The sequence below is a fragment of the Agrobacterium sp. 22-214-1 genome, from assembly GCF_053522465.1.
In genome coordinates, this window is the sequence record NZ_JBNWCK010000006.1 from 1 (window position 1) to 25412 (window position 25412).

Annotated in this window: 22 protein-coding genes; 1 reads left to right on the forward strand and 21 read right to left on the reverse strand. The window is 58.9% G+C overall.

Going from position 1 to position 25412, the window contains the following annotated elements:
• Nucleotides 1–951: 951 nt before the first annotated feature.
• The 20 genes from ACQZ5G_RS19515 to ACQZ5G_RS19610 form a co-directional block, all read right to left on the reverse strand.
• Nucleotides 952–1944, reverse strand: coding sequence for an AraC family transcriptional regulator ligand-binding domain-containing protein (locus tag ACQZ5G_RS19515; protein WP_448738771.1), 993 nt, complete (start codon nt 1942–1944; stop codon nt 952–954).
• A gap of 109 nt (nt 1945–2053) precedes the next feature.
• Complete coding sequence (locus ACQZ5G_RS19520) at nt 2054–3601, reverse strand: class I SAM-dependent methyltransferase (RefSeq protein ID WP_448738770.1); 1548 nt, start codon at nt 3599–3601, stop codon at nt 2054–2056.
• 291 nt (nt 3602–3892) lie between these two features.
• Complete coding sequence (locus ACQZ5G_RS19525; protein WP_448738769.1) at nt 3893–4711, reverse strand: SDR family oxidoreductase; 819 nt, start codon at nt 4709–4711, stop codon at nt 3893–3895.
• Between the two features lie 16 nt (nt 4712–4727).
• On the reverse strand, nt 4728–4994 hold the full coding sequence (locus ACQZ5G_RS19530) for a hypothetical protein (protein WP_448738768.1): 267 nt from the start codon (nt 4992–4994) through the stop codon (nt 4728–4730).
• Complete coding sequence (locus ACQZ5G_RS19535) at nt 4991–5656, reverse strand: molybdopterin cofactor-binding domain-containing protein (protein WP_448738767.1); 666 nt, start codon at nt 5654–5656, stop codon at nt 4991–4993. Before ACQZ5G_RS19535 ends, ACQZ5G_RS19530 begins: the two co-directional genes overlap by 4 nt.
• 76 nt (nt 5657–5732) lie before the next feature.
• Nucleotides 5733–7280, reverse strand: coding sequence for a SecDF P1 head subdomain-containing protein (locus ACQZ5G_RS19540; RefSeq protein WP_448738766.1), 1548 nt, complete (start codon nt 7278–7280; stop codon nt 5733–5735).
• 124 nt (nt 7281–7404) lie between these two features.
• On the reverse strand, nt 7405–8448 hold the full coding sequence (locus ACQZ5G_RS19545) for an ABC transporter ATP-binding protein (protein WP_448738765.1): 1044 nt from the start codon (nt 8446–8448) through the stop codon (nt 7405–7407).
• 15 nt (nt 8449–8463) lie between these two features.
• The gene (locus ACQZ5G_RS19550; protein ID WP_448738764.1) at nt 8464–9306 is read right to left on the reverse strand and encodes a carbohydrate ABC transporter permease; all 843 of its coding nucleotides are present in this window, start codon (nt 9304–9306) and stop codon (nt 8464–8466) included.
• Entirely contained in the window at nt 9296–10222 is a 927-nt protein-coding gene (locus tag ACQZ5G_RS19555; protein WP_448738763.1) for a carbohydrate ABC transporter permease, read from the reverse strand. The genes ACQZ5G_RS19550 and ACQZ5G_RS19555 overlap by 11 nt, the downstream gene beginning before the upstream one ends.
• A 55-nt stretch (nt 10223–10277) precedes the next feature.
• Nucleotides 10278–11537 (reverse strand): ABC transporter substrate-binding protein, encoded by a 1260-nt coding sequence (locus ACQZ5G_RS19560; protein ID WP_448738762.1) that lies wholly within the window; start codon nt 11535–11537, stop codon nt 10278–10280.
• Nucleotides 11538–11566: 29 nt separating this feature from the next.
• Entirely contained in the window at nt 11567–13177 is a 1611-nt protein-coding gene (locus tag ACQZ5G_RS19565; protein ID WP_448738761.1) for an FAD-dependent oxidoreductase, read from the reverse strand.
• 1 nt (nt 13178) lies between these two features.
• Nucleotides 13179–14237, reverse strand: a complete 1059-nt coding sequence (locus tag ACQZ5G_RS19570; RefSeq protein ID WP_448738760.1) for a LacI family DNA-binding transcriptional regulator — start codon at nt 14235–14237, stop codon at nt 13179–13181.
• Nucleotides 14238–14402: 165 nt separating this feature from the next.
• Nucleotides 14403–16160, reverse strand: a complete 1758-nt coding sequence (gene ggt, locus ACQZ5G_RS19575) for a gamma-glutamyltransferase (protein WP_448738759.1) — start codon at nt 16158–16160, stop codon at nt 14403–14405.
• Between the two features lie 258 nt (nt 16161–16418).
• Nucleotides 16419–17300 (reverse strand): carbohydrate ABC transporter permease, encoded by an 882-nt coding sequence (locus ACQZ5G_RS19580; RefSeq protein WP_448738758.1) that lies wholly within the window; start codon nt 17298–17300, stop codon nt 16419–16421.
• Nucleotides 17297–18361, reverse strand: a complete 1065-nt coding sequence (locus tag ACQZ5G_RS19585) for a carbohydrate ABC transporter permease (protein ID WP_448738757.1) — start codon at nt 18359–18361, stop codon at nt 17297–17299. Before ACQZ5G_RS19585 ends, ACQZ5G_RS19580 begins: the two co-directional genes overlap by 4 nt.
• Before the next feature lie 13 nt (nt 18362–18374).
• On the reverse strand, nt 18375–19643 hold the full coding sequence (locus tag ACQZ5G_RS19590) for a sugar ABC transporter substrate-binding protein (protein WP_448738756.1): 1269 nt from the start codon (nt 19641–19643) through the stop codon (nt 18375–18377).
• Between the two features lie 88 nt (nt 19644–19731).
• Nucleotides 19732–21354: an EAL domain-containing protein gene (locus ACQZ5G_RS19595; RefSeq protein ID WP_035239005.1), complete on the reverse strand. Its 1623-nt coding sequence runs from the start codon at nt 21352–21354 to the stop codon at nt 19732–19734.
• Between the two features lie 169 nt (nt 21355–21523).
• On the reverse strand, nt 21524–21829 hold the full coding sequence (locus ACQZ5G_RS19600; protein WP_035239040.1) for a hypothetical protein: 306 nt from the start codon (nt 21827–21829) through the stop codon (nt 21524–21526).
• A gap of 121 nt (nt 21830–21950) precedes the next feature.
• Nucleotides 21951–22343, reverse strand: coding sequence for a GFA family protein (locus ACQZ5G_RS19605; RefSeq protein ID WP_003521849.1), 393 nt, complete (start codon nt 22341–22343; stop codon nt 21951–21953).
• Between the two features lie 84 nt (nt 22344–22427).
• Nucleotides 22428–22790 (reverse strand): hypothetical protein, encoded by a 363-nt coding sequence (locus tag ACQZ5G_RS19610; RefSeq protein ID WP_020809082.1) that lies wholly within the window; start codon nt 22788–22790, stop codon nt 22428–22430.
• 234 nt (nt 22791–23024) lie between these two features.
• Here ACQZ5G_RS19610 and ACQZ5G_RS19615 point away from each other — a divergent pair, with 234 nt between their 5' ends.
• Nucleotides 23025–24713: a dihydroxyacetone kinase family protein gene (locus ACQZ5G_RS19615; RefSeq protein ID WP_448738755.1), complete on the forward strand. Its 1689-nt coding sequence runs from the start codon at nt 23025–23027 to the stop codon at nt 24711–24713.
• Nucleotides 24714–24830: 117 nt separating this feature from the next.
• Here ACQZ5G_RS19615 and ACQZ5G_RS19620 read toward each other — a convergent pair whose 3' ends face one another.
• Complete coding sequence (locus tag ACQZ5G_RS19620; protein WP_003521846.1) at nt 24831–25289, reverse strand: Lrp/AsnC family transcriptional regulator; 459 nt, start codon at nt 25287–25289, stop codon at nt 24831–24833.
• Nucleotides 25290–25412 lie beyond the last annotated feature (123 nt).

The window sequence follows — 25412 nt, forward strand, 5'->3', positions numbered from 1 at the left end:
CAAAACCCCGTTGCACTCGCGACGGGGTTTGTTGTTTCTGGACTCATGATATCGGGCCCGCCGTCAGGGAAAAACTAGGCCGCTGATCACAAAGCCAATCCCACAATCTACTTCCATGAACAAAGCCATCTTCGGCATTGCCATCGATCAGAAAACCGTGAGTTGGCCGTGGCTGCGGGCGAAATCCTGCCCGCACGGATATCGCGCAGCATGCGGCGGCCGAGCCGTGTCGAAGACCGGCTCATGAGGTCAGTTCGCAGGTTCGGCCAACCGGGCCATTATAGCGGACATTCGGTGGATACGGCGCAGCGGCTGTTTGCGTCGTAGCAGCCATCAGCCACGGTTCAATCAGTAAGACAGGAAACGTCCACCCGCCCGACTTGCCGTCCTCGACGCGGCTACGATGGGTCTTGGCGGCGAGGAGGAACAGCGCGTTCCTCCACAGTTTCCAATTCGCCTGTTCCCATCAGACGCAAAATTGATCCTCGATCGAGGAATCCCGCTGACTGTCCAGCAATAGTGGGCATAGAAGGCGACGGGGTCATCAGCCGATCCCTTTCTGCTCTATGTTTCAGCGACGGGGCGTGCCGCTCGTTCTGCCTGCCGCGGCCTCATGTGTGCAAAGATAGTCGCAACAAAGGCCAACGGTTCATGGAACGTCAAATGCTCGCTCTATTTCCAGAGATTGTTGCAATGGGCGCGCTCGGGATCCTTTCCGCGCTCTCCACGGCGTCGACCGTAGGGTGAGTCTGCTGTGCCCAGCGCAAAGCCAGTCGTAATCGTCTGCGGACATCGATGCCCAATCCCTAAAGGGCCGCGGTGAGCAGGGGCTCGCCATGATCAACCGTGAGCCGGCTTGTCACAGGTACCACCTCGCGGGGGCCATCGGGCCCGTCAAATGTCCAGTGTGTCCGCAGCTCCGTGCGCGAGAATGGGTTTTGGCTGCGCCGCTCATTGTCTATACCGGACACTCTCCGGGGTCTTTCCTGTCCAGGTTCGAAAGGCCCGATAGAAGGAATTCGGCTCATCAAAGCCGAGCAGGAAAGAGATTTCCGCCAGAGGCAGGGTTGTCTTCCTGAGGTAGTGGTGCGCGAGCGCTTCGCGCGTCTCTGCCAGGAGTTGCTGATAACTGGCGCCTTCGGTTTCGATGCGCCGTTGCAGGGTCCGCTTGCTCATCATGAGTTTCCCGGCGATCGCCTCAATGGAAATACGGCCGCTCGGGATTCCCTCTATAAGGGCTGCACGAACGCGTTGCGACGTCGTGACCTCTCTATCGAGTTCGGCGAGCTGCTGACGTAAATGTGGCTCGAACGTTGCCCACATTTGCGGATTTGAGGTCAGGAAGGGGCGGATCGCATCGGCCGCGCTGAAGACAATCCGGTGGCGCGCTCCCTGTTTCAGCCTGGCCCCCAGAAATGCTTCATAAGGGGGTATCGGCGAAGGCAGGACGGTGGTCGTTACCGCGACTGGCATCACCGCCTCGCGCGTAGCCATGCGAGCGAGCGAAACGAAAAAGAGCAATTCCAGCAGGATCAGGGAATCGGGCGGCTGGGCCGCGCAGGTCCACGCGAGTTCCAAGGTCATCCGATCATGCTCCTCCGACACCTCGAGGTGCATTGGCGCGATCAGCCGCTTGTATTGCGCGACGCGGCGGACGGCCGTCACGAGGTTGGGGCTGCACAATGCAGCGAAGATAGGTGGCGAAAAAGCTTCGCCGCGGATGGCTTCGCACACCCGCAGCGGGAGAAGTCCATCACCCGCCTCCGCCTCCATGCCGTTCCAGAGACGGTGATATTGATCGGGCAGGAGGCGAACCGAGGGGTGTTGCAGAAGATCGTCCGACAGACCGGCACGCCGCAGGACGTTGGTCGCGGAGATACCGAGGTCCTTGAGGACCATCCGCCATGTCGTCGTGTCGAGTGCGTAGGTGTGCGATGGGGCCATTCTGGTTTCTCCCGCGTGATGACTTAAGCCATTCACTTGCAGGGCATATTACATAGAGAAGAACACTGCCGACAGCTGTCAGCAATGCCGGCTGCAGGTTTTATGCGATCTACTGCACGATGCGAAGGGAGAGACATACTGGAAGCAGATTACCAGCAAACGCGTTCGCCCGTGCCACAAGCTCGGCCAAATTCTCTTCCTCAGTTTCGAGCGCTCTTCCCTCCTTCAACAATTTCTGTCCCTGGGGAGCAAGCACTGACCAGGCATATTGGGCCCATTGGTCCGGCTGCTCTTTATCGTCCCCTATCGCCAGAAGAAAAAGCTGTTCGAACCTGTCCAGCCTGACGCCTCCGCCGGTCACCGGCGAAGCGAGAAACTGCAGGGTTTCGCTGTCCTTCGCGCTCCTGCAAACAGCAGCGTTGAACGCGCGGCAGCTTTTCTCGCGCCGCGCCTGCCCCTCCTCCCTCAGGCATGGCTGTAGGTATCCCGCACCGACGAGCGCGCTCAGCGTCTCCGTCACTTGCCCCCAGGACAGAGAACGGCCAACGATACTATCGCTCAAAATCTCCCGCACAGTGACGGGACCGCCGGACAGAACATTCAGCAGCGGTTCGTAAATCGCCTCTTGAAGCTGCTGATTTGAGAAACGCCTTTTCAGGGCTGCGGCAACGACGTCGCGGGGCCTGGAAAGTGCAAACCGGGCATCGATCCAACCGCCCGCCGAACTTCGAACAGAATGGGGGATCGCGCCCTTTACGAACAGATCCCGACGAAACTGCTCATTCGTCACGAAAGCTTTCAATGTCTCGCGCTGTATCGGATCCGCCTCCGCCCGCAATAAAGCCTGCTGCTCGGCGCTGAACAGCTGGCTCTCTACCGTATCGAGCAGATCGACTGAGCCGAGGAATGACAGCTTAGCGGCAGACAATTCCCTGGCGACATCCGAAAAATACATGGGATGCCAGTCCTCATTGAAATATTCGTGCGCGAGGTAGTTGCACGACATCGGCTGCATCTGGCCGAAATGCGTTTTCACTGAGGGATTGTTTTTGAAATATCCCGTATTCGCTTTGAGAAGCGTGTCCGCGAACGCGAGGGCTTCCTCGATGCGCAGCTGCAGCGGTCCTGAGCTCCGATTTGCCCGATCGATAAGAATGCGCCGCAAAGGCAGGGCGGACGCCCAGCCGGGGAGCGTGTTGTAGCTGATGAAGACCAGACCGCCGGGCTTCAGCTTGCGAAAGATGAAGTCCATGATCTGGCCGCGGTTCTTCGCCGATATCCAGCTGAAGACCCCGTGGAGGGCGATGATATCGAAGCCATCGGGAAGCGAGGGTTCATCGGCAAAATCCGCAAAGGCATGCTCGTAAAACCGGATATTGGCAAGTGCGGCTTCACCGGCCAGCGATTGCGCGCCGGCAATGTGGGCGGGATTGAAATCATTGGCATAAAATTCGATATCAGGATTGGCGGCGGCAAGAAGATTGGTCGAGAAGCCCTGACCGCAGCCAAGCTCGCAATATTTCAGCGGTCGGCCTTCCAGGACAAATTTCTGTCCCCTGCAAAGGGCGGCAAAACCCAACAAGGCAGGCGTCAACTCCCGGTAAAAATCGAATGTATAGTCCAGGCCGTCTACATAGCCTTGCGTCCAAGTCGTCAAAATACACCTGCTCTGCTATGGGTTGTAATCTGGGCCGATCAAGCCAAGGCATCCGCGCGCGACATGCTGCTTTGCTCCAAAACTTCGGAGTTGGCGCTCAACGGGCCCAACCTTAGGTGCTGGCTCATGGGTCAGGATGGCGGGCGTGCCATGCGGCACCAGCAAGGGGAGAAGTTGCTCATCCGATTCCGCCTCCATTCCGCTCCGGAAGCCGTGGATATCGAGCAGGAGGCGTATCGAGGGAGCTGTTGAATATCCCCCGATACGCCGGCGCGCCGCAGGGGCGACGACTCAAGCCACCCCGAATTGCGCCTTCATACCAGCGAAAAACTCTGCATCGACTGATGCACGGCGCGCGGCGAGGAGCTGCTCCGCATCGGCGCCGGCGATATAACGGAGCCGGTCGCTCTCATCCGTTGTCGCCTCGTAAACGACTTCCGCAATCGCCTCTGGCGACGATGTGTGCTCCTTCATCGAATTCACAAGGTCCCACATGCCCTGAATAAGAGGCTGATATTCAATCAGTGCAGGATCGTTGTTGTGTTCGAAGGACCGACCGGAAAAATCCGTGTTGATCATGCCGGGTTGGATGATTTTCACACGGATGCCGAGGGGGGCAAGCTCATATTGCAGCGCTTCGGAAAGGCCTTCCACCGCGAACTTGGTGCCATGATAGAGCGTGCCGGTCGGAAAGGCGACGCGCCCACCCATCGATGAGATGTTGACGATGACGCCACTGCGATTCTTCCGGAAATGCGGCAAAAGGGCTTTGGTCGTTGCCATGAGGCCGAGGACGTTCACGTCATACTGGCGGCGCATGCTTTCCAACGGTGTTGCCTCGAGGGGGCCATAAGCACCGTAACCCGCATTATTGACAAGGGCGTCGATACGCCCGAACGTTGCCAAACCGGCTACCAGCGCGGCGGTGATCGACGTGACATCCTGAACGTCGAGACGGGTGACGAGAGTATTGGCAAGCTTCGTCAGTTCTTTTTCGGACTCTGGGTCGCGCATCGTTGCAATGACGTTCCATCCTTTCGCTTGAAAGAGCTTTGCGGTGGCACGGCCAAGGCCGCTCGAAGTTCCGGTAATGAGGATCGTTCTAGTCATCTTGTGCTTCCCAATTTCATGACGGGCGCCACTCTATGTGAGTGATTTCTGCCGTCAGTATCGTAACGCGCCAATGTGCTACCGGATCGCGCCAATCAATACATAGTCGGGCGCGGTGGTCAGCCCTTGCTCCTCTCGATCCACACGCGCTCCGGCTCGCCGGAGGATTTCCGCGACAATCCCCACGCTGGGCGGCAGTCTGCGCCATGATCGTATACGAACCCGTACCAATGTCGGTCATATCGCTTGCGACAACGACGGAGGCGTCTGGCTTCAGCGTCACGCGTGCTCCTGACGTGAGTACCGGCGATCCACGATAGGCGCCGGCGACACCTTGACCGGGCGGCCCAGCTTGCGTGCGGCAAGCCCGGCCAGGATCGCATCGGCTCGAACGAAAATTTTCGTGCCAAAGCCACCGCCGATATAGGGAGAGTCCAGTCTGACATTTTCGGGCGGGATGCTAAAAGCCTTCGCTATCGACTGTGCGCTCCACGTAATCATCTGGTTTGACGTCCAGAGAGTGATGCGATCATCGTCCCAGGAGGCCAGCGTAGCACGCGGTTCCATCATCGCATGACTTTCGGCGGGTGTGGTGTAGGTTTTGTCCAGCTTCACCGGCGCGTCGCGAAATGCGGCCTCGAAATCTCCCACCGCGACCCGCGGTTCGAACTCACCCGCACCGGCATGCGCAGAGAGGTCGAAGCTGACGCTGCCGTCCACCTCGTAATTTACAATCAGGAGGTTGGCCGCGGTGCGCGCGGTCTCGAAACTGTCCGCAACAACGACTGCGATGGCCTGATGATAGTGAATCACATCCCGTCCGCCAAAATGGTGAACGGGATCATACACCGCTATGTCGACGAGGCGATCAAGCGGCGTGGGCTGTTTTGCCGTGCCCAGAACACAGGTCACTATCATTATTCGAAAAGAAGAAGTACGGCGCATTTCTCACCGCGTGCAAATTGCAATCGCTCGAGAATTGGTGATGGTAAAGCCGTTGGAGGAAATCCGCTTTGCAGGATTATGGCGTCAACCGCACAATGATCGCGGCCTCGGAAGACGACAATTTCCGTTCGACGGTCAGAGCTTGTGCTGAATCAAGGCCACTGATGGTGACGCGGCCGCCCATAATCGGCTCTCTCACGACCGGTTCGAAGATGACGTCTCCATCAACCAGCAACTGGGTCTTCTGCCCGAGAGCCGCGCGTGTGAAATCCTCGAAGGCCTTGGCGCTTTCCGGTGTCAACGCAATTTCCACCGCAGGCCCGGCAGCGGGATCGACCGAGGTTTTCACGCTTGCGACCTTGAGCGAAATCGGTGCAATATCCCTTGCACCGTCGGCAGAGGCGTTGCCGCCATCGGTCGGGCTGGGAGAGGGAGGCGTATCGACATCGGTCTTCGCTCGGTACTGGTTCAGATCGATCGAAGCTTGCGGATCGTTTTTGGACAGCGGTTCAACAAGTTGGCCAGACAGGGTCCTGCCATTCCACGCATGCGGTGCAGGCAGGACCGGTGGCTGACCCTCTTGCCAGACATGCACAGCCATTGTGAGCGTCACGCCGCCGACACTTGCGACCGTGTTTTCCAGAACTTCGAGTGTCGAACCATCACGTGTTGAATTCACATAGGTCACGGTTCGTGACTTCCCGGCACTTTTGACCTGCGCCAACTGGGTTTCGGTCAGTTGCTTCGCCCGGTCTCCGAAACTCGCGATCATGCCGTCGATCGAGGATTGTTGCGATTGTAGCAGGGCAACCGGATCGTAGGTTATCTTTGCGCTGAACGTGGCCGTTTGCGTGATCTTGTCGGCGGCTTCGAGTTTCCAGACGGTGCTTGTCGGGACGAGCGTGCCCTTCAGCTCTTCATTGCCTTCAACCGTCCATTCCCGTCCGATATCGGTCGTAAAAGCTTCTGAAGACTGCCCAAGTGCAAGGATCATGCTTTCGGGCGCAAGAACGTCGATAATTGTGAGAGGGTTACTTTTGACGGTCTGAAGCATGCGAGAGGCCGTGCCGTCCGGCGCGGAGGTGGACAGGAGCCTTTCCATATTGGCAACGATCTGATCCGCGCCCACGAGCGCCGTCGGAGTACCGCTCAAATCGGTCTCGAATTCCAGTTGCTGAACACCGTAGGCGGCGAGTGAATTGCGAAACATGGCGTTCATCGGATAGGAATCCGCCGCGTCCACCGCATCCGGCGGGATATCGGCGGAGAGTCGCCATTGCACCCGCATGCCCTCGTCGTCCCGCGATAGCACCGTTGCCGATTGACGGAAGTCCCCGCGCATGACAACGGACGAGGCTTCCGGCTTGTCGAACCAAAGCGACATATCGGTCTCGGTCGTCTTTTGGACGCGATAATGAAGCTCAGTCCCGACGGCAGGTTCGTAAGGTGGAACGGTCACGCTCTCCGCTGCCTGGGCCGGGCCGGCTGCCATCGTTGCCTGGAGTATCAGCCCGGCAGCGAGAAAGAGGGAAGGGACCAGACCGATATTTCGGCGCGTTGTGTTCGTGCGAATTTGCGTCTCCCTCCGATTACGGTTCTCCAACACCTGACACGTCGATTTCATGCTGTCTATCCCAGGTTCAACGCCAAACGTCTCCCACAAGCAGTGATTTTTAATCATTGAATCCTGTCTTGCACTGCGATTCCGCGATCATTGCACATCAGGCGATGTCACGGCGCGCAGTCCGCTAGTTGAGGCGTTGACTGGTCGTGGCATCGAACAGGTGGATCGATGCCAGATCCGGCTGCACCTGGATGGTTGCGCCCGGCTGCGCTTGGACGCGCTCGCGGAAGACGCCGATGATCTGGTGATCGCCGAGCATCATCGTGACCTGCGTTTCAGACCCCATCGGCTCCACTAATAAAACGGTTGCTGTGAGGCCATGGTTGACCAGTTCGAAATGTTCCGGGCGGATGCCGTAGATCGCTTCGCCTGTGGCAGGGCCGGGCGGGAGGGGCAGGACGACGCCGTCAGCCTCGAAACCATCGGCGGTCAATCGTCCCTTGATGAAATTCATCGCCGGGGAACCGATGAAGCCGGCGACGAAGGGATTGGCGGGCCGGTCATAAAGCTCGAGCGGCGCTCCGCATTGCTCGACCCGTCCGGCATTCATCACCACGATCTTGTCGGCCATGGTCATGGCTTCCACCTGATCATGCGTGACATAAACGGTCGTGACCCCCAGACGCTGGTGCAACGCCTTGATTTCACCGCGCATCACCACACGCAGCTTGGCATCGAGATTGCTGAGCGGTTCGTCGAACAGAAAAACCTGCGGATTGCGGACGATTGCGCGGCCCATGGCGACACGCTGCCGTTGCCCGCCGGAAAGCTGGCGGGGGAAGCGTTCGAGCAATGGCGTCAGCCCCAATATGTCAGCTGCCCAGCTCACCCGCTCGGCAATCTCGGCCTTGCTGCCACCGCGATGCTCGAGCGAGAAGGCCATGTTCCTGGCGACGCTCATGTGCGGATAAAGCGCGTAGTTCTGGAAGACCATGGCGATGTCGCGGTCTTTCGGTTCGATCTCGTTGACGACACGGCTGCTGATCGAGATATCGCCGCTGGTCACGGTTTCAAGGCCTGCGATCATCCGCAGCAAAGTGGATTTGCCGCAGCCCGAAGGGCCGACGAGGACGACGAATTCGCCATCGGCAATATCGATATCGACACCATGGATGGTGGCGAGTGCGCCATAGCTTTTCTTGACGGATCTAAGTGTAACGGGTGCCATGGGTCAGCCTTTCGATTAGCCTTTAAGCCCGGTATGGGCGAGGCCTTCGACGAATTGTTTCTGCGCAACGATGAAGACGATGAGTACGGGGATGGCGGTCATCGTTGCGGCGGCAAGCTGGATGTTCCACATCGGTCCGCCATAGGCGTCGGTAAATTGTGTCAATGCCTGCGGCAGGGTGAACTTGTCGGGGCTGGAAAGAAAGACGATGGGTTCGAGATAGAGGTTCCAGCTACCGAGAAAGGTAAAGATCGCAACGGCGGCCAGCGCCGGACGGGCAAGCGGCAGGGCGATGGTCCAGAATATCTTGAACCGGCCGAGGCCATCGACCCGGGCGGCCTCCTCCAGTTCCACCGGCAGGGAAATGAAGAACTGGCGCATGATGAAGGTGGCGAAGACCGCCGGCGCACCGAAGATCGGCACGAGGATCAGCGGCCAGTGTGTGTTGATCATGCCCCATTTGAGAAACATCCGGAACAGCGGAACGAGCGTCACTTCCGATGGGATCAGCAATCCCACCAGCACCACCATGAAAATGGCGTTGGCAAATGGGAACCTGATACGCGCAAAGGCATATCCGGCCATCGACGCCACTGCCATGGTGCCGATGGTGACAATTGCCGCGATATAGGCCGAGTTCCAGTATTGGAGCGCGAAGGGCTGTATTCTGAAAACGTCGGAATAGGACGAAAAATCAAAGGCGCGCGGCCAGATATCCGGCGGAAAGGCAAATATCTGGCTGACGGGTTTGACCGACGACGTGACCATCCACCAGGTCGGAAAAACGAAGGGGACAAGCAGCAGGCAGAGTATGAAATAGATCAGCGTCTGCGCGCGGGGGCTGAGTTCAGTTTTCATAGAATACGAACTTTCTGCGCAGGTGCCATTGGATGAAGGTGAGCGCGCCGACAATGACCAGCAGGATGATGGAGAGTGTCGAGCCGTAACCGAAGAGGTAGAACTGGAAGGCCTGCTGATAGAGGTAATAAACGAGAACCGTCGTGGAAAAGCCCGGCCCGCCCTGCGTGAGGATCATGATCTGCGCAAAGACCTGCAAAGCGCCGACAATGGTGACGATGGAGGCGAGCAGGATCGTCGGGCTGATCATCGGCAGGGTAATGCGATAGAATTGCTTGAAGCGCGGCACACCGTCGACGCGTGCGGCTTCGAACAGTTCTCGCGGCACGCCCTGTAGTGCTGCAAGAAACAGGATCATGTTGAGGCCGAGATTCTTGAGCGCCTGCACGACGATGACCGAGATCATCGCAGTCGTTGGGTGGCGCAGCCAGTTGGGACCTTCGACGCCGATCATTTGCAGGAGGCCGTTGATACCGCCATTGTTCTGCAACAAGAAGCTCCAGACGATTGTCCAGGCGACCAGCGACACCACGACAGGCGAAAAGAACAGTGTGCGGAACACGGTCATGAAGGCCAGCTTCTGATTCAGGAGCAACGCAAGCCCCAGCGCCAGGCTCATATTGAGCAGGGCAAGTCCGGCCGAGAACACGGCGGTCACGGCCAGCACTTCGCCTATGGCCGGGTCGTTGAGCAGCTTCTGGTAGTTGGCGGCGCCGGTGAACCGGAACGATCCCGCCAGCACGTTCCACTCATGCAGCGAATACCAGAAGACCAGCACCAGCGGCACGAGCACAAAGACAACGATACCGATGAGTTGCGGCGCTATGAACAGATAACCGGTGGCGGCGTCTCGGCGCGCCATGGTCCAGAAGCCGCGCCGGGCCTTTTTCTGCGCCGTCTGGAGGGCAAGCGTCATGGCTTTTCGTCCTTCTGCCTTTCGCATCCACGGAAAATCGGATGACTACCAAGCGTCAATTGGCCGCCAGCAACGGATCGAGACGGCCGCAAAGCGCTTGCAGGACAGCCGCGACATCGGCGTCGGGACGCCAGAGACCGTCAAGGCCAGCGCGAACGGTCTGTTGCAGCCGGGCAAAATTGCGGACCTGCTGCGTTGATTGACCGGTGGCGACGCCACGAATGACCACGGCCTCTATCTGTTTACGCGACAGCAATGGGTTGGCGGCCGCGAGGACATCGGCGATGAGCAGGCTCTGCCGTGCCGGCGGGAAAAACCGCGCGAGCTTGGCCACATTAGGCTTGGAGGAGAAAAACGCCAGGAATTCCGCCGCAAGCTTCGGGTTTTTGCCGCTGGCCATGACGCCAATGCCTGCCCGACCTGTTACGGCATAGTCACCTGCAGGTCCTGTAGGCAACGGCACGAGATCCCAGTCGAAGGCCTTGTCGCCTTTCGGCAAAAGCGCTGCGCGGCTGATCTGGGTGGTCGTCATCGCCGCATCCCCGGCAAAAAAATCGGCAGAAACACCGGGGCCCGGCATGGCTTTTTTCACGAAGATCGCATCGTGAATGAAGCGCATCGCATCAACCATCTCCCGGCTGGCAAAAGCGCAGGACTTGGTATCCTTCGACCAGGGATAGGCATTCCAGCCGGTATAGACTTCGGCAAGGTTCTCCCAGGCCTTGTATTCGAAATCACGAATGATCAATCCCTGTTTGCCGGTGGCCGCGACTTTCGCGGCCGTCGCAATGGCATTGTCCCAGTTCCATTCGCCGGCAGCGATCATTTCGGCGGGTGTTTTTGCACCTGCCGCCCGGATCATGTCGTTGTTGACGAAGACGCCGAAGGGCGACGTCGAGAACGGATAGAGATATTGTACACCTTCGTAAGACCAGGCGGTGAGTGTTGCCGGGGGGAAGTCGCCCATGTCGTAACCTTCGGTATTGTCAAAGGTTTCGGTGAGGGGATAAAGCGCCCCGGCCGCCATGAAGTCAGGCGCGGTCGTGTCGAACAGCCAGGCCAGATCGGGAGGGTTGCCGCCGGCGATCTGGGTGGTCAAGGTGGTGGCATAGCCTTCGTATGCAAGCGAATCGTAGTTGATCTTGACGCCGGGATGGCTGGCCTCGAACTCATGGGCGATCTCGTTGAAGAGGGCGAGATGGGCTTCGTTGGCGCTCCAGATGGCCATTCGCAATTCCTGCGACAAAGCCGGCGAAACTAGCCCGGATGTGACCAGAAAACCGGTCAATGCAATTTTCACTATACTCCTGCGCATGAATAATCCTCCCAGATTATACGTTTTGGCTAGTAGCCGCGAATATCAGGCCAATGGCGCTCCACCCCTTGGCGTTCGATGTGGGTGTGAAACTCCGCTAGCCGCTTTTCATCGGCATGCACGCCATGCGGGGTCTCGCCCCTGTCAAGGCAATAGGCGGCCAGCATGCCGGCCACTTCGCCGATGTTCCATTCGACCGGATGCAGCCTGTAACAACCATTGGTGATATGCGTCGTGCCGATATTCTTGGATGCCGCCAGCAGGTTCGTTTTGTGGCGGGGAATAAGGGCACCCAGCGGGATTTCGAAAGGGCAGGCGCCGACATCGATATAGTTATCGCCGCCCGTCGAGGGGTGCAGGTCGATGCGGTACATACCGATACCGATACTGTCGGGGTAATGCACCGCGCCGCGATCGCCGCGCACGGCAAGCGACAGATCCTGTTCGACCACCGTGGTCAGAGCACGAATGCGACGGCTTTCACGGATATAGGGCGCCATGGCCAGGCCATGCTCCGTGCCGGTAATGTCGCCGCGCAAGCGCAGACCCGGAAAACCCTGACCACCATCCGGGCGGGGCGCTTCGGTCTGCATCCAGTAGAACATGGAATAGGACAGGCTTGCCGCATCGGCCAGCCGCTCGGCATATTGTTCGGGGGTAACGTCGATGATCGGCGCCTCGAAATAATCGATCATCGGCCAGTTCACGAGGCAGATATCGCTGGCATAGGCACCGGGCCGAAATGTGTGGCGGGCGGCAATGCGGCGGAATATCCACAGGCTCATATCGCCCGCGCTCTGTCGCTGGTCGGCAACGTCGCGTGTCGCGTTGTCGACCGGGTTGGGATCGAAGAACCGGCGGCTGCGTTCCAGTGTCCGCGGATTGGGAGAGTCCCAGCTCAACAGCGGGCCGCCCCAGAATTCGGGAGCAACCTGCCGCCAGTGGTCATACCGGGCGGGCTTGTCGATGACATGATCGCCGTCAACCTGATCGACGGCGAAGCAGATCGATACGGCCTGCTGATTGTGCGGTTGCGCCTCAGCCGGCGCGCTCGGCTCGCCGGTCTCGGATTGGGCTTCGAAACCGGTGACATAGTCGGTCGCGGTCAGCGGCAGCAGATCGCCCAGTTCGGTGGCGTCGATGATGTAGCGGGCCGAGCAGGAAATGAGGTCGCCCGTATTGCAATGGCGCAGCGTCACGGCCCGCACGGTGTCGCTGTCGACGTCTGCGGCGATCGGCTCATAGGGCTTGAGGATGGTCAGCTTGCCGCCGGCCGCGTAAGGCGCAAGCATTGCGTCCATCACTGCCAACGAAACGCGTGGTTCGTGGCAGAGGCGAGATACGTTGCCGTCACCGGGGTTGAGTGTCAGATCCGCCCGGGCGGTGTCCGTCAGCGGATAGTGGTCGCGGTAATATTGCCGTACGCCCGTGCGCAAGGCGCGATAGCTGGCTGTGATCCCGAACTGCTCGACCCAGCTGTGCTCGTCGGGCGGCACGGCCTGGCTGGTCAACTGGCCGCCAATCCACTCGAATGCTTCGGTCAGGATAACGCTGCGACCGTTGCGCAGGGCTCCAAGCGCCGCCGCCACGCCGCCAAGTCCGCCGCCAACCACAAGAATATCTGCATTGTATTCTCTCACGTCAGGTTCTCTTTCCTTGGGTTGGACCTTGAGTTGGGGAGCCGAGCGTTTCGCCCGCCACGATGTCGCAGCCCAGCAATATCTGCTTTACGGGGCCGGGGGGGCTGGTGAGGGTCTCGACCAGCATGGAGGTTGCCTGCCTGCCCATTTCTTCGCGGGGGATGGCATAGGAGGTGAAGACGCGTTGCAACCGAAGCGTATGCGTGCGGGTGCCGCTGCCCAGCACCACGATGGAAAGATCGGCGGGGACGCTCACCCCCTGGGCGCGGGCATGATTGTCGAAGATCACCGCTTCGGCCACTTCGGCAAAAAAAACGACGCTTGCGCCGCTGGCGCGAACGGCGGCCAGTTGTTCGGCCGGATCGCCGTTTTCGCTTTCGTGGGAATAGACCAGTTCCGCTGCGCCCTCGATTGCGGCGAGAAAACCACGCCAGCGGTCGCTGATGGATTCCGCCGGACCCGTCGCGCCGATAAAGGCGAAGCGGCGATGCCCGGCGACAAGCGCCTCTCGGACAAGAGCATGCGTGGCTGTCACGTAATCCGCGCCAACATAACGCACCGGCCCGCCGGCATCGTCACGACGGCCGACTGCGACATAGGGATAGTTACCGGCAACGAGTTGGGCCAGCTCATCGCGGTCGAACTGGCTGCCCAAAATCAGGCATCCGTCTGCAAGTCGAAGCCGACCCGTTTCCCCGAAGATACGCTTGCGGCCGTTATCGTCGCGCGCCGCAGCCGTCATCAGCAGAAGGTCGTAGCCCAACCTCTCCGCTTCCTCCTCTATCCCCATCAGAAAGGGCGTGTAGAAATCCGCCTGCGCAATCGGAAAAGCCGGCTGATAGGTGAATACACCCAGAATCCGGTTGGCGCCCTTGACCATGCTGCGCGCGATGGGGTCCGCCACATAACCCGTGTCGCGAATGGCCTTCAGCACGCGCTCTCGCGTTTCAGGCGGGATACGGCCTTCAGCGGATTTCGCCTCGTTGAGGACGAGCGAAACCGTCGCCTGGCTGACCCCCGCGAAGATCGCAATGTCCCGTTGCGTCAAGCGCCTAACCATCGAAACCTCGTTTCCTGTCGATTGCTAATTCGTATTAGCTGCTTATGCGTATAAACAGGTTCTGCGAGGGGATGTCAAGAGTGAGGTACTTCATGATGATGTGTCGGTTTCCGGCATGGAGCATTTTTGCCGTCTACGCTCATGCACTTTCCGCAGGCGGAGCGTTCACTCCCCTACCGCCATTCCCTCGCGTCTTGGGTCGGCGCTGCCGGCCAAGCCCTGGGCGGTTATCTCGATAGCCTGCAGACCGGAATTCATCTCACCCGGTTTCACCTCGTAACCAAGCGCCTTCAGCGGCCCGGCCAGATCTTCAGCGCTGGTGTTGGCCTCAATGTCGTAGGTACCGAACCGGTTGATGAGATGCGGCTGGGCGACGATCGTCTCAACCGGCATTCCCCAGTCGATATAGGCGATCAGCGCCTGCGCCACATAGCCGATGATCTGGCTTCCGCCGGGTGAACCAATGGCGAGCAGCGGTTTTCCATCCTTCATCACGATCGTCGGGGCCATGGAGGAGCGCGGTCGTTTGCCGGGCTCGACGCGGTTGGCAACCGGCAGGCCGCCGTCATGGGTCTTGAAGGAAAAGTCCGTCAACTCGTTGTTTAGCAGGAAGCCATTCGTCATCAGACGCGAGCCGAAACCGCTTTCGATCGTCGTCGTCATCGAGACCACGTTGCCTTCCTTGTCGACGATGACGAAATGGCTCGTGGATGGCAACTCAAGCGCGGCATCCCGGCCGAAAAGCAGCGCGTGGTCCCATTCCGGCTCACCGGCCTTGACGGCATCGTTGGCCAGCGCCTTGTCGCCGTCAAGCAGCTTTGCCCTCTCGCCTAGATAGGTCTTGTCCAGCATGCCCTTGACCGGTAGCGGCACGAAATCGGTGTCAGCGACGTAACGCTCGCGGTCGGCGAAGGCGAGACGCTGCGCGTCGCCGATAATGCGCCAGCTTTCGACATTTTCCGGCCCCAGCGACCTGAGATCGAAATTCTCCGCCATGCCGAGTATCTGGCCGATGGCAATACCTCCCGACGATGGCGGTCCCATGCCGCAAACGTCATGCGCACGATAAATAAAGCAGACCGGTTCGCGCTCGATGACGCGATAGTTGGAAAGATCGGAAAGTGACAGCACGCCAGGATTGTCGGCTGCCTCGCGCACCGTCTTGACGATCGCCTCGGCAATTTTCCCCTTGTAAAAGGCATCGGCGCCGTCCTTGGCGATCGCTGCAAGCGTCTCGGCATAGGCCGGGTTCTTCAACGGAGTACCGGCCTGCAGCGCGGCCCCGGAGGTGTCATAGAAATAGGACCGCGCCTCTGGATATGTCTTCAGCCGGTCACCCTCGGACGCGATCAGAGAGGCAAGGCGCGGCGACACCTGAAAACCGTCGGTCGCCAGCGTTTCCGCCGGCTTCAGCAAGCTTGCCCATTCGGCCTTTCCATAGCGTTTGTGAGCTTCCTCCAGAAGTCGCACCGTTCCCGGCGTGCCAACGGAACGACCGCCGATGACTGCGTTCATGAATTTAAGCGGCTGACCTTTGTCATCCAGGAAAAGCTTTGGCGTGGCTTCCATCGGTGCCGTCTCCCGGCCGTCCAACGTCGTCAGCCTGCCGCTTTTTGCGTGGTAATAAACGAGGAAGGCGCCGCCGCCGAGACCGGAACTCTGCGGTTCAACGAGGCCCAGCACGGTCTGCACTGCCACCATCGCATCTATGGCATTACCGCCCGCGGCGATCACGTCGCGCCCCGCCTGGGCTGCCAGTGGATTGGCTGCCGCGACCATGAAGCTCTTTGACTGGACGCGTCTGGCAGTCGCAAGCCCCGTCGCTTTCTCGGGCGCCACTATGTCGGACGCCTGCTGGGCGGAGGCGATTGCGACGGAAAACATCAAGGCGAGAACAGCTTCACTGAGAAATCTCATTTTCATTAGCCTTATCCTCCAGAGCGGCACAACCCGTTAGTGTAAGAAGGGCATCCAACTGAGCCAGCAGGCAGGTCGAACTCGTAATGATTCAGGCGCGGATAATTTTCCGAATTCTTCCTTCGCTCCCGCAAAGGCCCGGCCGTCGCCCGTATTTCAGCCCCGTCGCGAGCATGAGTAAAGCGTTTAAGCACTTTGTCGCTTTGTTTCAGGCGGTTTATCCGCTCGCATATTACGTCGCGCGACTTGCCCTTCATGCAATTGCTATCCCTTTATCCCGCTTGCCGCGATACTGGAGATGAACAGCCTCTGCAGGCAGAGATAAAAGATCAGCACCGGCAGCGTGATGATGGTGAGATAAGCCATGACTTCACCCCAGGGTGTGTTGAGCTGGAAGAAATATTGCAGCCCCACCATGACCGGCCTGTAGGCCTCGGACTGGGTAACGAGAAGCGGCCATAGATATTGCTGGCTGTACATGACGAGAAACTTCAGGATCGCAGCCGTTGCGATGACCGGGCCGCTGAGCGGCATGACCACCTGAGCGTAAATCCGCAGCCAGCCGGCCCCGTCGATGCGCGCGGCCTCCAGCAACTCCTTCGGCAGATCCTTGAAATATTGCACGAAGAGGAAAATCGTCAGCCCGTCTGCGATCCATGGGATGATCTGCACATGCCAGGAGTTGAGCCATCCCCAGGTAAACCCGTTGCTGCCGATCCATGGCAGATTGTTGACTTCGAGCAGCAGCGGCACGGCAATGGTTTCAAAGGGAATGATGAGCGTGGCGAGGATGACCGAGAAGAGAACATCCTTTCCACGCCAGTTCAAAAAGGTGAAAGCGAAGGCGGCAAGTGAGCCAAGCAGCAGGGCGAGAAACACGGTAACGCCCGTTACCAGCACCGAGTTGAATATGAAGGTCGCAATCGGCGCTCGGGCAAAAGCCGCAGTGTAGTTTTCGAGCGAAAGGTCTCCCACCGGCAGGAAAGCTCGTATCGACGTGGCATCACTGAGCAGCTGGTCGTTCGGTTTCAGCGACGAGAAGCCCATGAACAAGAGAGGCAAAATGAAGATCGCCGCGAAAGCGAGCATGAGTAGATAGTTGCCGATGAGAAAAGCGAGGCTCTTGCGTTGTCCAGCCTGCATCATTGCTTCTCCCTTGTCAGGTATCGTTGGGTTAGCGAGATGCACAGGACAAGCAGGAACAGGACGACCGAAATTGCCGAACCTGCCGCGATGTCCTGCTGTCGGTATCCCCGCTCAACCGCCTGATAGACGATGCTTTGCGTCGAATCGCGGGGGCCGCCCTTGGTCATCACATCGATCTGCGCAAAAAGGGCAAAAGCCTGCATGGTAATGACGATGATAATTAGCACGGCCGTGTTGCGCAGCAGCGGCCAGGTTATCATGCTGAACTTCTGCCAGCGGCTCGCTCCTTCGATATCAGCCGCCTCGTAAAGATCCGGAGAGATTGTTTGCAGGCCGGAAAGCCATATGACCATGTGGAAACCGACCCCCTGCCAGACGGACATGACCAAGATGGCCCACAGGGCGGTATCGGTCCTGCCCAGCCAGTCGACTGGCTGGAACAGCCCGAAGCTCATGTAACTCAAAAGGCTGTTCAGGAGCCCATTATCCGCCGCATAAATAAACCGCCAGAGCAACGCCACCACCACAACCGACAGCACGACGGGCATGAAGTAGACCGCGCGGAAAATCGTGACGCCGGGAATCTTCTGGTTCACCAACAGGGCAAGAAACAACGCCAGCGCCGCCTGAACCGGCGCAACGACCGCCACGAAGGAAAGCGTGTTGACGAGCGCTGTCAAAAACACGACGTCGCGTGCCAGAATGACGATCTGGTTCTCACCCCAGCTGAAGCTCTTATATTCCCGCATTCCGTCCAGATGGGGATAGTGAGGATTGTTGCGGGTGAAAGTGCGAATTCGCGGATAGGAGATTGCGCCATCCGCCTCCCTTTCCGGCTCGAGCGTCAGCACGCCGATACCCAGCAGCCGGGTGTAATTTTCAACGCCGACAAACTCGGTCGGATTGGGAGATGTCAGCCGCTGGTTGGTGAAGGAAAACCCGAGCCCCAGCAGAAAGGGCGTGATCAGGAACAGCCCGATCAGCGCCATCGCCGGTGCGGCCATGAACCAGCCCGTAAAGCTGTCCCGGGTCAATTTTCCCTTTGAAGACAAGAGTGCCATCGACAACCTCCCCCTATTTGGGTTGGTAACCGGAATTGCGCTCTATGTTGTTGTTTATCTCGTCGGTCGCGTTGTCCAGCGTATCGGCAACATCCGCGCCATTGGCAATGTCGGACACCGCTTTGGAAAACACCGGCGAGATGAAGGCGTAAGCCGGCGTCACCGGGCGCAACGTTCCCTGACGCTTGGAGAGCTCGAAGAAAACTTCGAGCGGGCCACCCTGTTTATAGTTCTCCGTCATCTGGGCTGCGGAAGACGTGGCCGGGATCAGGCCGATCGCATCGGAGAACTGCGCGAGATATTTGTCCTGTATGGCGAATTCGATGAAGGCGGATGCGCCTTCGGGATGCTTGCTGGTGGCCGATACACCAAACTGCCAGGATCCTGCGCCGATCTTTGGACCGTTCCCGAAATCGGGGGCAGGCAGGAACAACAGATCGTCTCCATATTTCTCCAGAGCCTTCACTGCAACCCAGTTGCCCATCCATTGCAGCGCGTGGCGGCCTTCCAGAAAGCCGGTTTCATGGTCGGCAGGCGATTGCGATGTTCCGGGTGCCAGTTTTTTCTGGAACAGGGACTGCCACCATTCCCCGAACTTGATGGCATTGTCTCCGTTGAGGAAATCCTCGGCAGTCTGGTAGTTTTCCTTGTCGATCAGGCTTCCGCCGAAGCTTTCCAGAAACGGGCTGAAGGCATAGCTGTACCATTCGGTTTTATCGGCCATGCCGAGGTCGATCGCATATTCGAACTTGCCGCCGGCCGCGAGCTTTTCGAGCGCTGCATTAAATTCCTCGCCGCTCCACGGCTGATCCAGCGTCGGAATGCGAATGCCATTTTCATCGAGAATGGATTTACGGGCGAATACCGCTACGGCCGCGTCCCACAGGCCGACCGAATAGAGCTTGTCTCCCCATTTCCCGACAGCGCCCGGCAGGAAATTGGCAAGCTTTGCCTCGTCGATCTGCAGTGGCTGCAGATAACTGGACCAGGCCCAGTTCGGCATGTTCGGGCCGTCGACATCCAGAATGTCTGGCAGCTTGTTGGAGAGCGCGGCGGCGGTGACGGATTCGTTATAGGCGGTTTGGGGAAATTCCTGAAGCGATACCCGCCAGTCCGACTGGGACGAATTGAAGTCCTCGATGATGCCGGCCAGAATCTTGCGTTCTTCCACATTGCCCGCGCCGTGATACCACATGGTCAGGTCGGTCTGCGCCAGTGCCACAGTGGAAAAAAGCGTCGTCAAGGCAGCGGTTGCCCCCACAAAAATGGCTTTGATGGTCATAGATGGTCCTCCTCCTGAAGAAGAGTAACTTCAACATCTACCGATTGTTCCGCAGAAAATTTGCGTTCCGGCGGTCCGAAACAGACCATCAAAGTGAGGGGTTCTTTTCCACCGCTTCGACAGACGCCGCTTGAATAACCTCCGGAGCGGCACCGTATTCCGATTTGTTTTGCCGCTGGAAAGCGATAAATTGCTGGGCGGGGAGGGGCCTCGAAAAAAGCCAGCCCTGACCGAAGTCCACGCCGTGTTCCCGCAGATAGGCTGCCTGTTCCTCCGTCTCGATACCTTCGGCGACGGAGAAAAGGCCAAGTTCACGCGCCATTCCGATAATATGCAGCGTGACGGTGCTGGTTGCGGTGTTCCTGCCGATCGTGTCGACGAAGGACTTGTCGATCTTCAGGGCATCCATGGGGAGCCCCTGCAAATATTGAAGGCTGGAATAGCCGGTGCCGAAATCGTCTATCGCGACGGAATGTCCCGCCTTGCGCGCTTTATCCAGGGTAATCCGGGCCGCGTCGATGTCGATGAAACCGCGCTCCGTCGCTTCGAGCCATATTTGCTCATTGCGGATACCGGCAGGCGCCAGACGCTGATCGATAAACTCCAAAATTCGTCCGGTTTTGATGTCCTGGGCACAGAGATTGACGGCAATGTGCAGCGTACGGTCCTCAACGAGGATCGGCCCGATATCCGCAATAATGGCTTCGACGACCTGATCGGTAATAGGCTCTATCAGCCCGGTCTCTTCAGCAAGGGGAATGAAAAAATCCGGCCTTACAAGGGTGCCGTCGGGCCGTTTCCAGCGGACGAGCGCCTCCGCGCCAACGCATATATTGGTCCTCAGATCGATAATCGGCTGATAATGGACGACAAATTCACGATTCCGAATTGCGATTTCCAATTCTGTTTGCGGCGACAACCGCTTGCGCGACATCCAGACGATGATTCCGACGATAAAGGACGCGATGAATGCTCCTATCGGCAAAAGAACCATCAGCTCGCGCAGGAGTTTCTCTCGCATCGCCGCCCTCGGTTCGAGGATGACTGCGGTCAGCCCACCGTCTTTTACGACCGAGTAGAGCGAGGCATCATCGACACCTCGGCCCGCCTGCACCGCAAGCGCCGTGACAATGCGTGCATCCGGCTGATTCTGCGTGCTGATGACCTGCCCATGATCGTTGAGGAGCGCGAGAGACATTCCGTCTCTCAGTATGATATCGACAAAGCGGGAAGGGGCGACGAGCGCGTTGTGGTGGCCGAGGTGCAAACTCGTCATCTGATCGCCATGGCTAACACCCGGCTGAATACGCAACGTCACTTCGATGCCTTCGGACGTGACGTAGTCGACATGGGATTTGGCGATGTTTCCTGCGGTGCGGCCCCAGGAGGTACATTTGATGACGCCGTTTTCGAAATAACCGATCTCTTCGATCGACGGCACATTGATCGTCACGATCCGCATTTGTGCGATATGTTGATCCGAACACGCAGGAAGATGCGCGGCTTCGATTGCTTCCAGCGCGCCTTGCGCTTCCTTGAATGTATTGTCGGCGCGCGCGAGTGACCTTTCGGCAACCAGATTAAGGATGTCGAGTTCCTTTTGGACCGCGACCCGCCAGGAGGTCCAGGCCATGGCGGCAATGGGGAGTGCGGCTCCGATTATGGCCAGAAATATTCCCACAGCTATTACACGCCAACGCCGAGCCCGCATTGTTATTCTCCAACAGTAGCCGGAGAACAAATTGTCCGGTTCTCCTTAATTTTTGCTGTGCGCAAACTGGCGAAAGTTGTCGAGCAGATTTTGGTCGATCAGTTTCCGGAAGAGTCGCCACCCACTGGGTGACGGTGACCGTCGCGGGCTCATTGCTTTGGCTTTATCCTCAAATCCCAGACCCATCAAGCTCCCGGTCGTCGCCGCCTTCCCAGGGAGCGGGCATCGCAAGGCCATCGGTATTGGCTGAGGGCATAGGCATCCAGCACTTCAATTCCGGCTCCGAGTATTCGATGATCCGCCCTGGCGAAGAGTCTGAGGCACGCCAGCCTTCTGAACCGTACTGGTCGCCCTTCGACCAGTACGCAAGGTCTACTTGGGATGGCCCTTGTTCGGACGGACGTATCGTGATGAGAATCCGATCTCCGTTTTTCGGCGCGCTTGCCATATGGCGCCATCGGTGTGGTTGGTCCATCAATTCCCCCATCGTTTCGGCATTCAAGTGTCACCTCACCGTCCAGGAGGGTCAACTCAAACTTTGCATGACTCTGTATCGATCCGACGGATGGCCGATCTCCCTGCAGTGAACTTGCCCCTCAACATCTCTCTCCAGTATCTCGAAAAGATAGGGAAACCCAAGTATGGCGGGTCTCCTCATAAACGCTCTGAGTTGGTTCCATGGCACCTGAATCCTCAAAGCAGCCCAAGGCGACGGCGATGAGATCGGGCCGAAATTCCGGCATCCAATAGACGGTCGATCCACAGGCGGGGCAGAAGCGGAACTCCAGGCTCTTTCCGCTATCTCCAGGGCGCATGTAGGTTTGGTATTCTCCCGACGCAGTAATTTGATCGGCTTCATAAAATACCGCGACTCCGAACGCTGAGCCGGTACGATGCTGGCATGCACGGCAGTGACAAACGGAGACCTTGCGGGGTTCTCCGCTTGTCACCACAGTTAGCTGACGACATGAGCAATGGGCCAAGCGCAAACTGTTGCTCCCAGTTCTAAATCCACGAAATATGGCTTTCGAGGCCCCTCCACCACTCACCGGCAGGAACCGCCTCTCCGGATTTCAGGCTTCGACAGCTTCGCTGACATCATCCAGAAGAAAGTGCACGATCACATAGCGTGTCGTGTATTTCTGACCGCTATCGGAGACGCTTTCGATGCTGCCGCCGTCGGAGGGGTGCCATTTCTGGTAGTGGGGGTTGTTAGCGATCAGCGTAATCGCTTTGTCAGAGAACCTGCCATTCAGCCGGTAGCGGGCCTCTGCGAGATGCCAGATATTTTCAAAATCCTGCTGGCTGATCCGGGCTTTCAAGGCCTTTCTGGATATTGTTTTTCCGGGCGAACCATCGTCATGCGCCGCCGATGGAATATGTAGATCGACCTCTTCTGCACCGTCCAGCAGAAACGCAAATTCGTCTGGCCACATCCGTCTCACGTATCGCTCCTCCCAAAGCTTACCGTCCTACTGCGCGATCATGATAGCGCCTCCGCCGCGAGAGGCAATGGCGGATATGCACCTGTGTTTCCCTCGCGCGCCCACAATCGATGTCGCGAGTTCGAATAGCTGGAACTTGAAATTGGCCGGGAGATCGTGCTTGTTCACGGTCAGCAGGGCACGTGCGCGTCCCCCCGGCCAACGAACTGCATCGAGGAGTAAGGCATGAAGAAGCTCATCAACGATCCAGCCACCGTTGTGCGGGACATGCTCGAAGGCGTGGTGGCCCTCAGCCCCGCGACGGTCCTGCTTGCGGATGAGAATGTCGTTATCCGGTCTGGCCTTCTGGCCCCGGAAAAGCGCAGGGTGGCGGTCCTGTCGGGCGGGGGCAGTGGCCATGAACCAGCGCATGCGGGTTATGTGGGCGCGGGCATGCTCACCGTTGCGGTGGCAGGCGATGTCTTCACCTCGCCAAGCACCGATGCGGTTCTTGCTGGCATCAGGGCTGCGGCCGGACCCGCCGGCGCTCTGGTTATCGTCAAGAACTACACCGGCGATCGGCTGAATTTTGGATTGGCGGCCGAGCTGGCGCGAGCTGAAGGAATTCCGGTCGAGATCGTGGTCGTTGCCGATGACGTTGCGTTGAAGGACACAGTTCCCGACGATCGCCGCCGGGGTATTGCAGGCACAGTGCTTGTGCACAAACTCGCCGGCGCGGCCGCGGAGCAGGGGCTTCCCCTTCAAGAGGTGGCCCGCATCGCCCGGGAAGCCGCCGGAAAATTGTCCTCCATGGGAATATCGCTGGGGTCCTGCACGCTCCCTGCCGTCGGCAGGCCGGGCTTCGTCCTTGGCGACGCTGAGATCGAAGTCGGGCTCGGCATCCATGGCGAGCAGGGCGTCCGGCGGATGTCCATCGCATCGGCGGACGAGCTTGTGAATCTGGTCCTCGAGACGATCGAAGCCGATGGCAGGCTGAAGAGCGGCGACCGGGTTGCGCTTCTGGTCAACGGACTGGGATCGACGCCGCCAATGGAACTTGCGGTCGTGGCGCGATCCGCCGTCACGCGCCTGGAATCAAAGGGCGTCGTGGTCGAAAGGGCATGGGCCGGTACCTTCCTCTCCGCCCTCGATATGCCCGGCTTTTCCCTGTCGGTCATGGATGTGGACGACGCAATGCTCAACCTCATCGATGCGCCAACCGATGCCGGCGCATGGCCGCGCGGCGGTGCGGTGAACCGCAACCGCGTCTTGCCTTCGGCAGGTGTTAAGAAGAGCGTGACTGCGGAAATCAGGATAACAGCCGCCGGTGAACGACTGCGTTCCGCGGCGGAGCGGGTCGCCCGAGCTCTGATCGTCGCAGAGCCCATACTGACGCAGCTGGACAGTGTTACGGGCGACGGTGACCTTGGAACAAGCATGGTGCGAGGTGCCGAAGCAATATTGACGCTGCCCGGGGAGAGCTTCGCAGATGTGTCCGGTGGCTTGATGGCGATGGCAAATGCGATGCGGAAGGCAATCGGCGGAAGCTCGGGCCCCTTTTACGCCACGGGCCTGATGCGCGCTTCGCGCCATCTTGCCGGGATCGAAAAGCCGACGGCCCAACAGATGGCGGAGGCGTTCGGAGCTGCCGTTCTTGCCGTCTCGGAACTCGGTGGCGCGAAACCGGGGGACCGTACGATGATAGATTCGCTTCATCCGGCGGCTGAGACGTTCCGGGACAAGCTCGCAGCCGGAGCTTCGGCCGACGTGGCCTGGCGATCCGCCTCGGCGGCAGGCATCGCAGGCGCCGAGGCGACGACGTCGATGAAGCCGCGGCTCGGGCGCGCGAGCTATCTTGGCGAGCGGGCTATAGGACATCCCGATGCGGGAGCGGTTGCCGTCAGCATCTGGCTCGAAGCAATCGGGAACGATTAGCGCCGATGGGCGGCGGGCCGGAACAGGCATGCGCCGCCCCGGCCCCTCTAGAACCCTGCAATGCCGAGCGTTGCGGGAGCCGGATGAGAAAGCGGATTGCCGCCGTGGCCGCGAAGCTCAGATGCGCCGCGCCTTGATCGTGTTCATGACGAAGCTGGTCTCGATGGTTTCCACGCATTTCAGCTTTGCAATCTTGTCCTTGATGAAACGCTCGTAATCCTCCAGCCCACCGCACATGACCTTGAGCATGTAGTCTCTCGGACCCGTGACCAGATGACATTCGAGAACCTCGTCCCAGTCAAGTACGGCCGCCTCGAACATCCGGATTTCGTCATCGTGCTGGCGGCTGAGGCGGACGGACGCAAGGGCGGTCATGGTCCATCCCTCGATTGCCGGATTGATGATCGCGGAGTACCCTTTGATGGCGCCCATTTCTTCCAGGCGTCGAAGCCGCCGCAGGCACGCCGATGCGGACAGTCCGACCCGCTCGGCAAGTTCGTTGTTCGTGATCCGCGCATCGGCAGACAATTCCTTGAGTATCCGCCTGTCGATCGGGTCTGCAATTTTTTGCGACATAAATGACCATTCTCCGCAATATATTGCTTCATGAGACAACTTGACGCTTCAGAATGCAAGGTATTTTGGTTTCACTGGGTGTAACCTGCAGGTAGTTCAACGCCAGCTGAGGGATCATCGGAA

Excerpts from the sequence above, each read along its gene's own strand:
- ACQZ5G_RS19515 (WP_448738771.1), bottom strand. The coding sequence starts at position 1,944 with ATGGCCCCATCGCACACCTACGCACTCGACACGACGACATGGCGGATG.
- ACQZ5G_RS19525 (WP_448738769.1), bottom strand. The coding sequence starts at position 4,711 with ATGACTAGAACGATCCTCATTACCGGAACTTCGAGCGGCCTTGGCCGT.
- ACQZ5G_RS19535 (WP_448738767.1), bottom strand. The coding sequence starts at position 5,656 with ATGCGCCGTACTTCTTCTTTTCGAATAATGATAGTGACCTGTGTTCTG.
- ACQZ5G_RS19540 (WP_448738766.1), bottom strand. The coding sequence starts at position 7,280 with ATGAAATCGACGTGTCAGGTGTTGGAGAACCGTAATCGGAGGGAGACG.
- ACQZ5G_RS19545 (WP_448738765.1), bottom strand. The coding sequence starts at position 8,448 with ATGGCACCCGTTACACTTAGATCCGTCAAGAAAAGCTATGGCGCACTC.
- ACQZ5G_RS19550 (WP_448738764.1), bottom strand. The coding sequence starts at position 9,306 with ATGAAAACTGAACTCAGCCCCCGCGCGCAGACGCTGATCTATTTCATA.
- ACQZ5G_RS19555 (WP_448738763.1), bottom strand. The coding sequence starts at position 10,222 with ATGACGCTTGCCCTCCAGACGGCGCAGAAAAAGGCCCGGCGCGGCTTC.
- ACQZ5G_RS19560 (WP_448738762.1), bottom strand. The coding sequence starts at position 11,537 with ATGCGCAGGAGTATAGTGAAAATTGCATTGACCGGTTTTCTGGTCACA.
- ACQZ5G_RS19570 (WP_448738760.1), bottom strand. The coding sequence starts at position 14,237 with ATGGTTAGGCGCTTGACGCAACGGGACATTGCGATCTTCGCGGGGGTC.
- ggt (WP_448738759.1), bottom strand. The coding sequence starts at position 16,160 with ATGAAAATGAGATTTCTCAGTGAAGCTGTTCTCGCCTTGATGTTTTCC.
- ACQZ5G_RS19580 (WP_448738758.1), bottom strand. The coding sequence starts at position 17,300 with ATGATGCAGGCTGGACAACGCAAGAGCCTCGCTTTTCTCATCGGCAAC.
- ACQZ5G_RS19585 (WP_448738757.1), bottom strand. The coding sequence starts at position 18,361 with ATGGCACTCTTGTCTTCAAAGGGAAAATTGACCCGGGACAGCTTTACG.
- ACQZ5G_RS19590 (WP_448738756.1), bottom strand. The coding sequence starts at position 19,643 with ATGACCATCAAAGCCATTTTTGTGGGGGCAACCGCTGCCTTGACGACG.
- ACQZ5G_RS19595 (WP_035239005.1), bottom strand. The coding sequence starts at position 21,354 with ATGCGGGCTCGGCGTTGGCGTGTAATAGCTGTGGGAATATTTCTGGCC.
- ACQZ5G_RS19600 (WP_035239040.1), bottom strand. The coding sequence starts at position 21,829 with ATGGACCAACCACACCGATGGCGCCATATGGCAAGCGCGCCGAAAAAC.
- ACQZ5G_RS19610 (WP_020809082.1), bottom strand. The coding sequence starts at position 22,790 with ATGTGGCCAGACGAATTTGCGTTTCTGCTGGACGGTGCAGAAGAGGTC.
- ACQZ5G_RS19615 (WP_448738755.1), top strand. The coding sequence starts at position 23,025 with ATGAAGAAGCTCATCAACGATCCAGCCACCGTTGTGCGGGACATGCTC.
- ACQZ5G_RS19620 (WP_003521846.1), bottom strand. The coding sequence starts at position 25,289 with ATGTCGCAAAAAATTGCAGACCCGATCGACAGGCGGATACTCAAGGAA.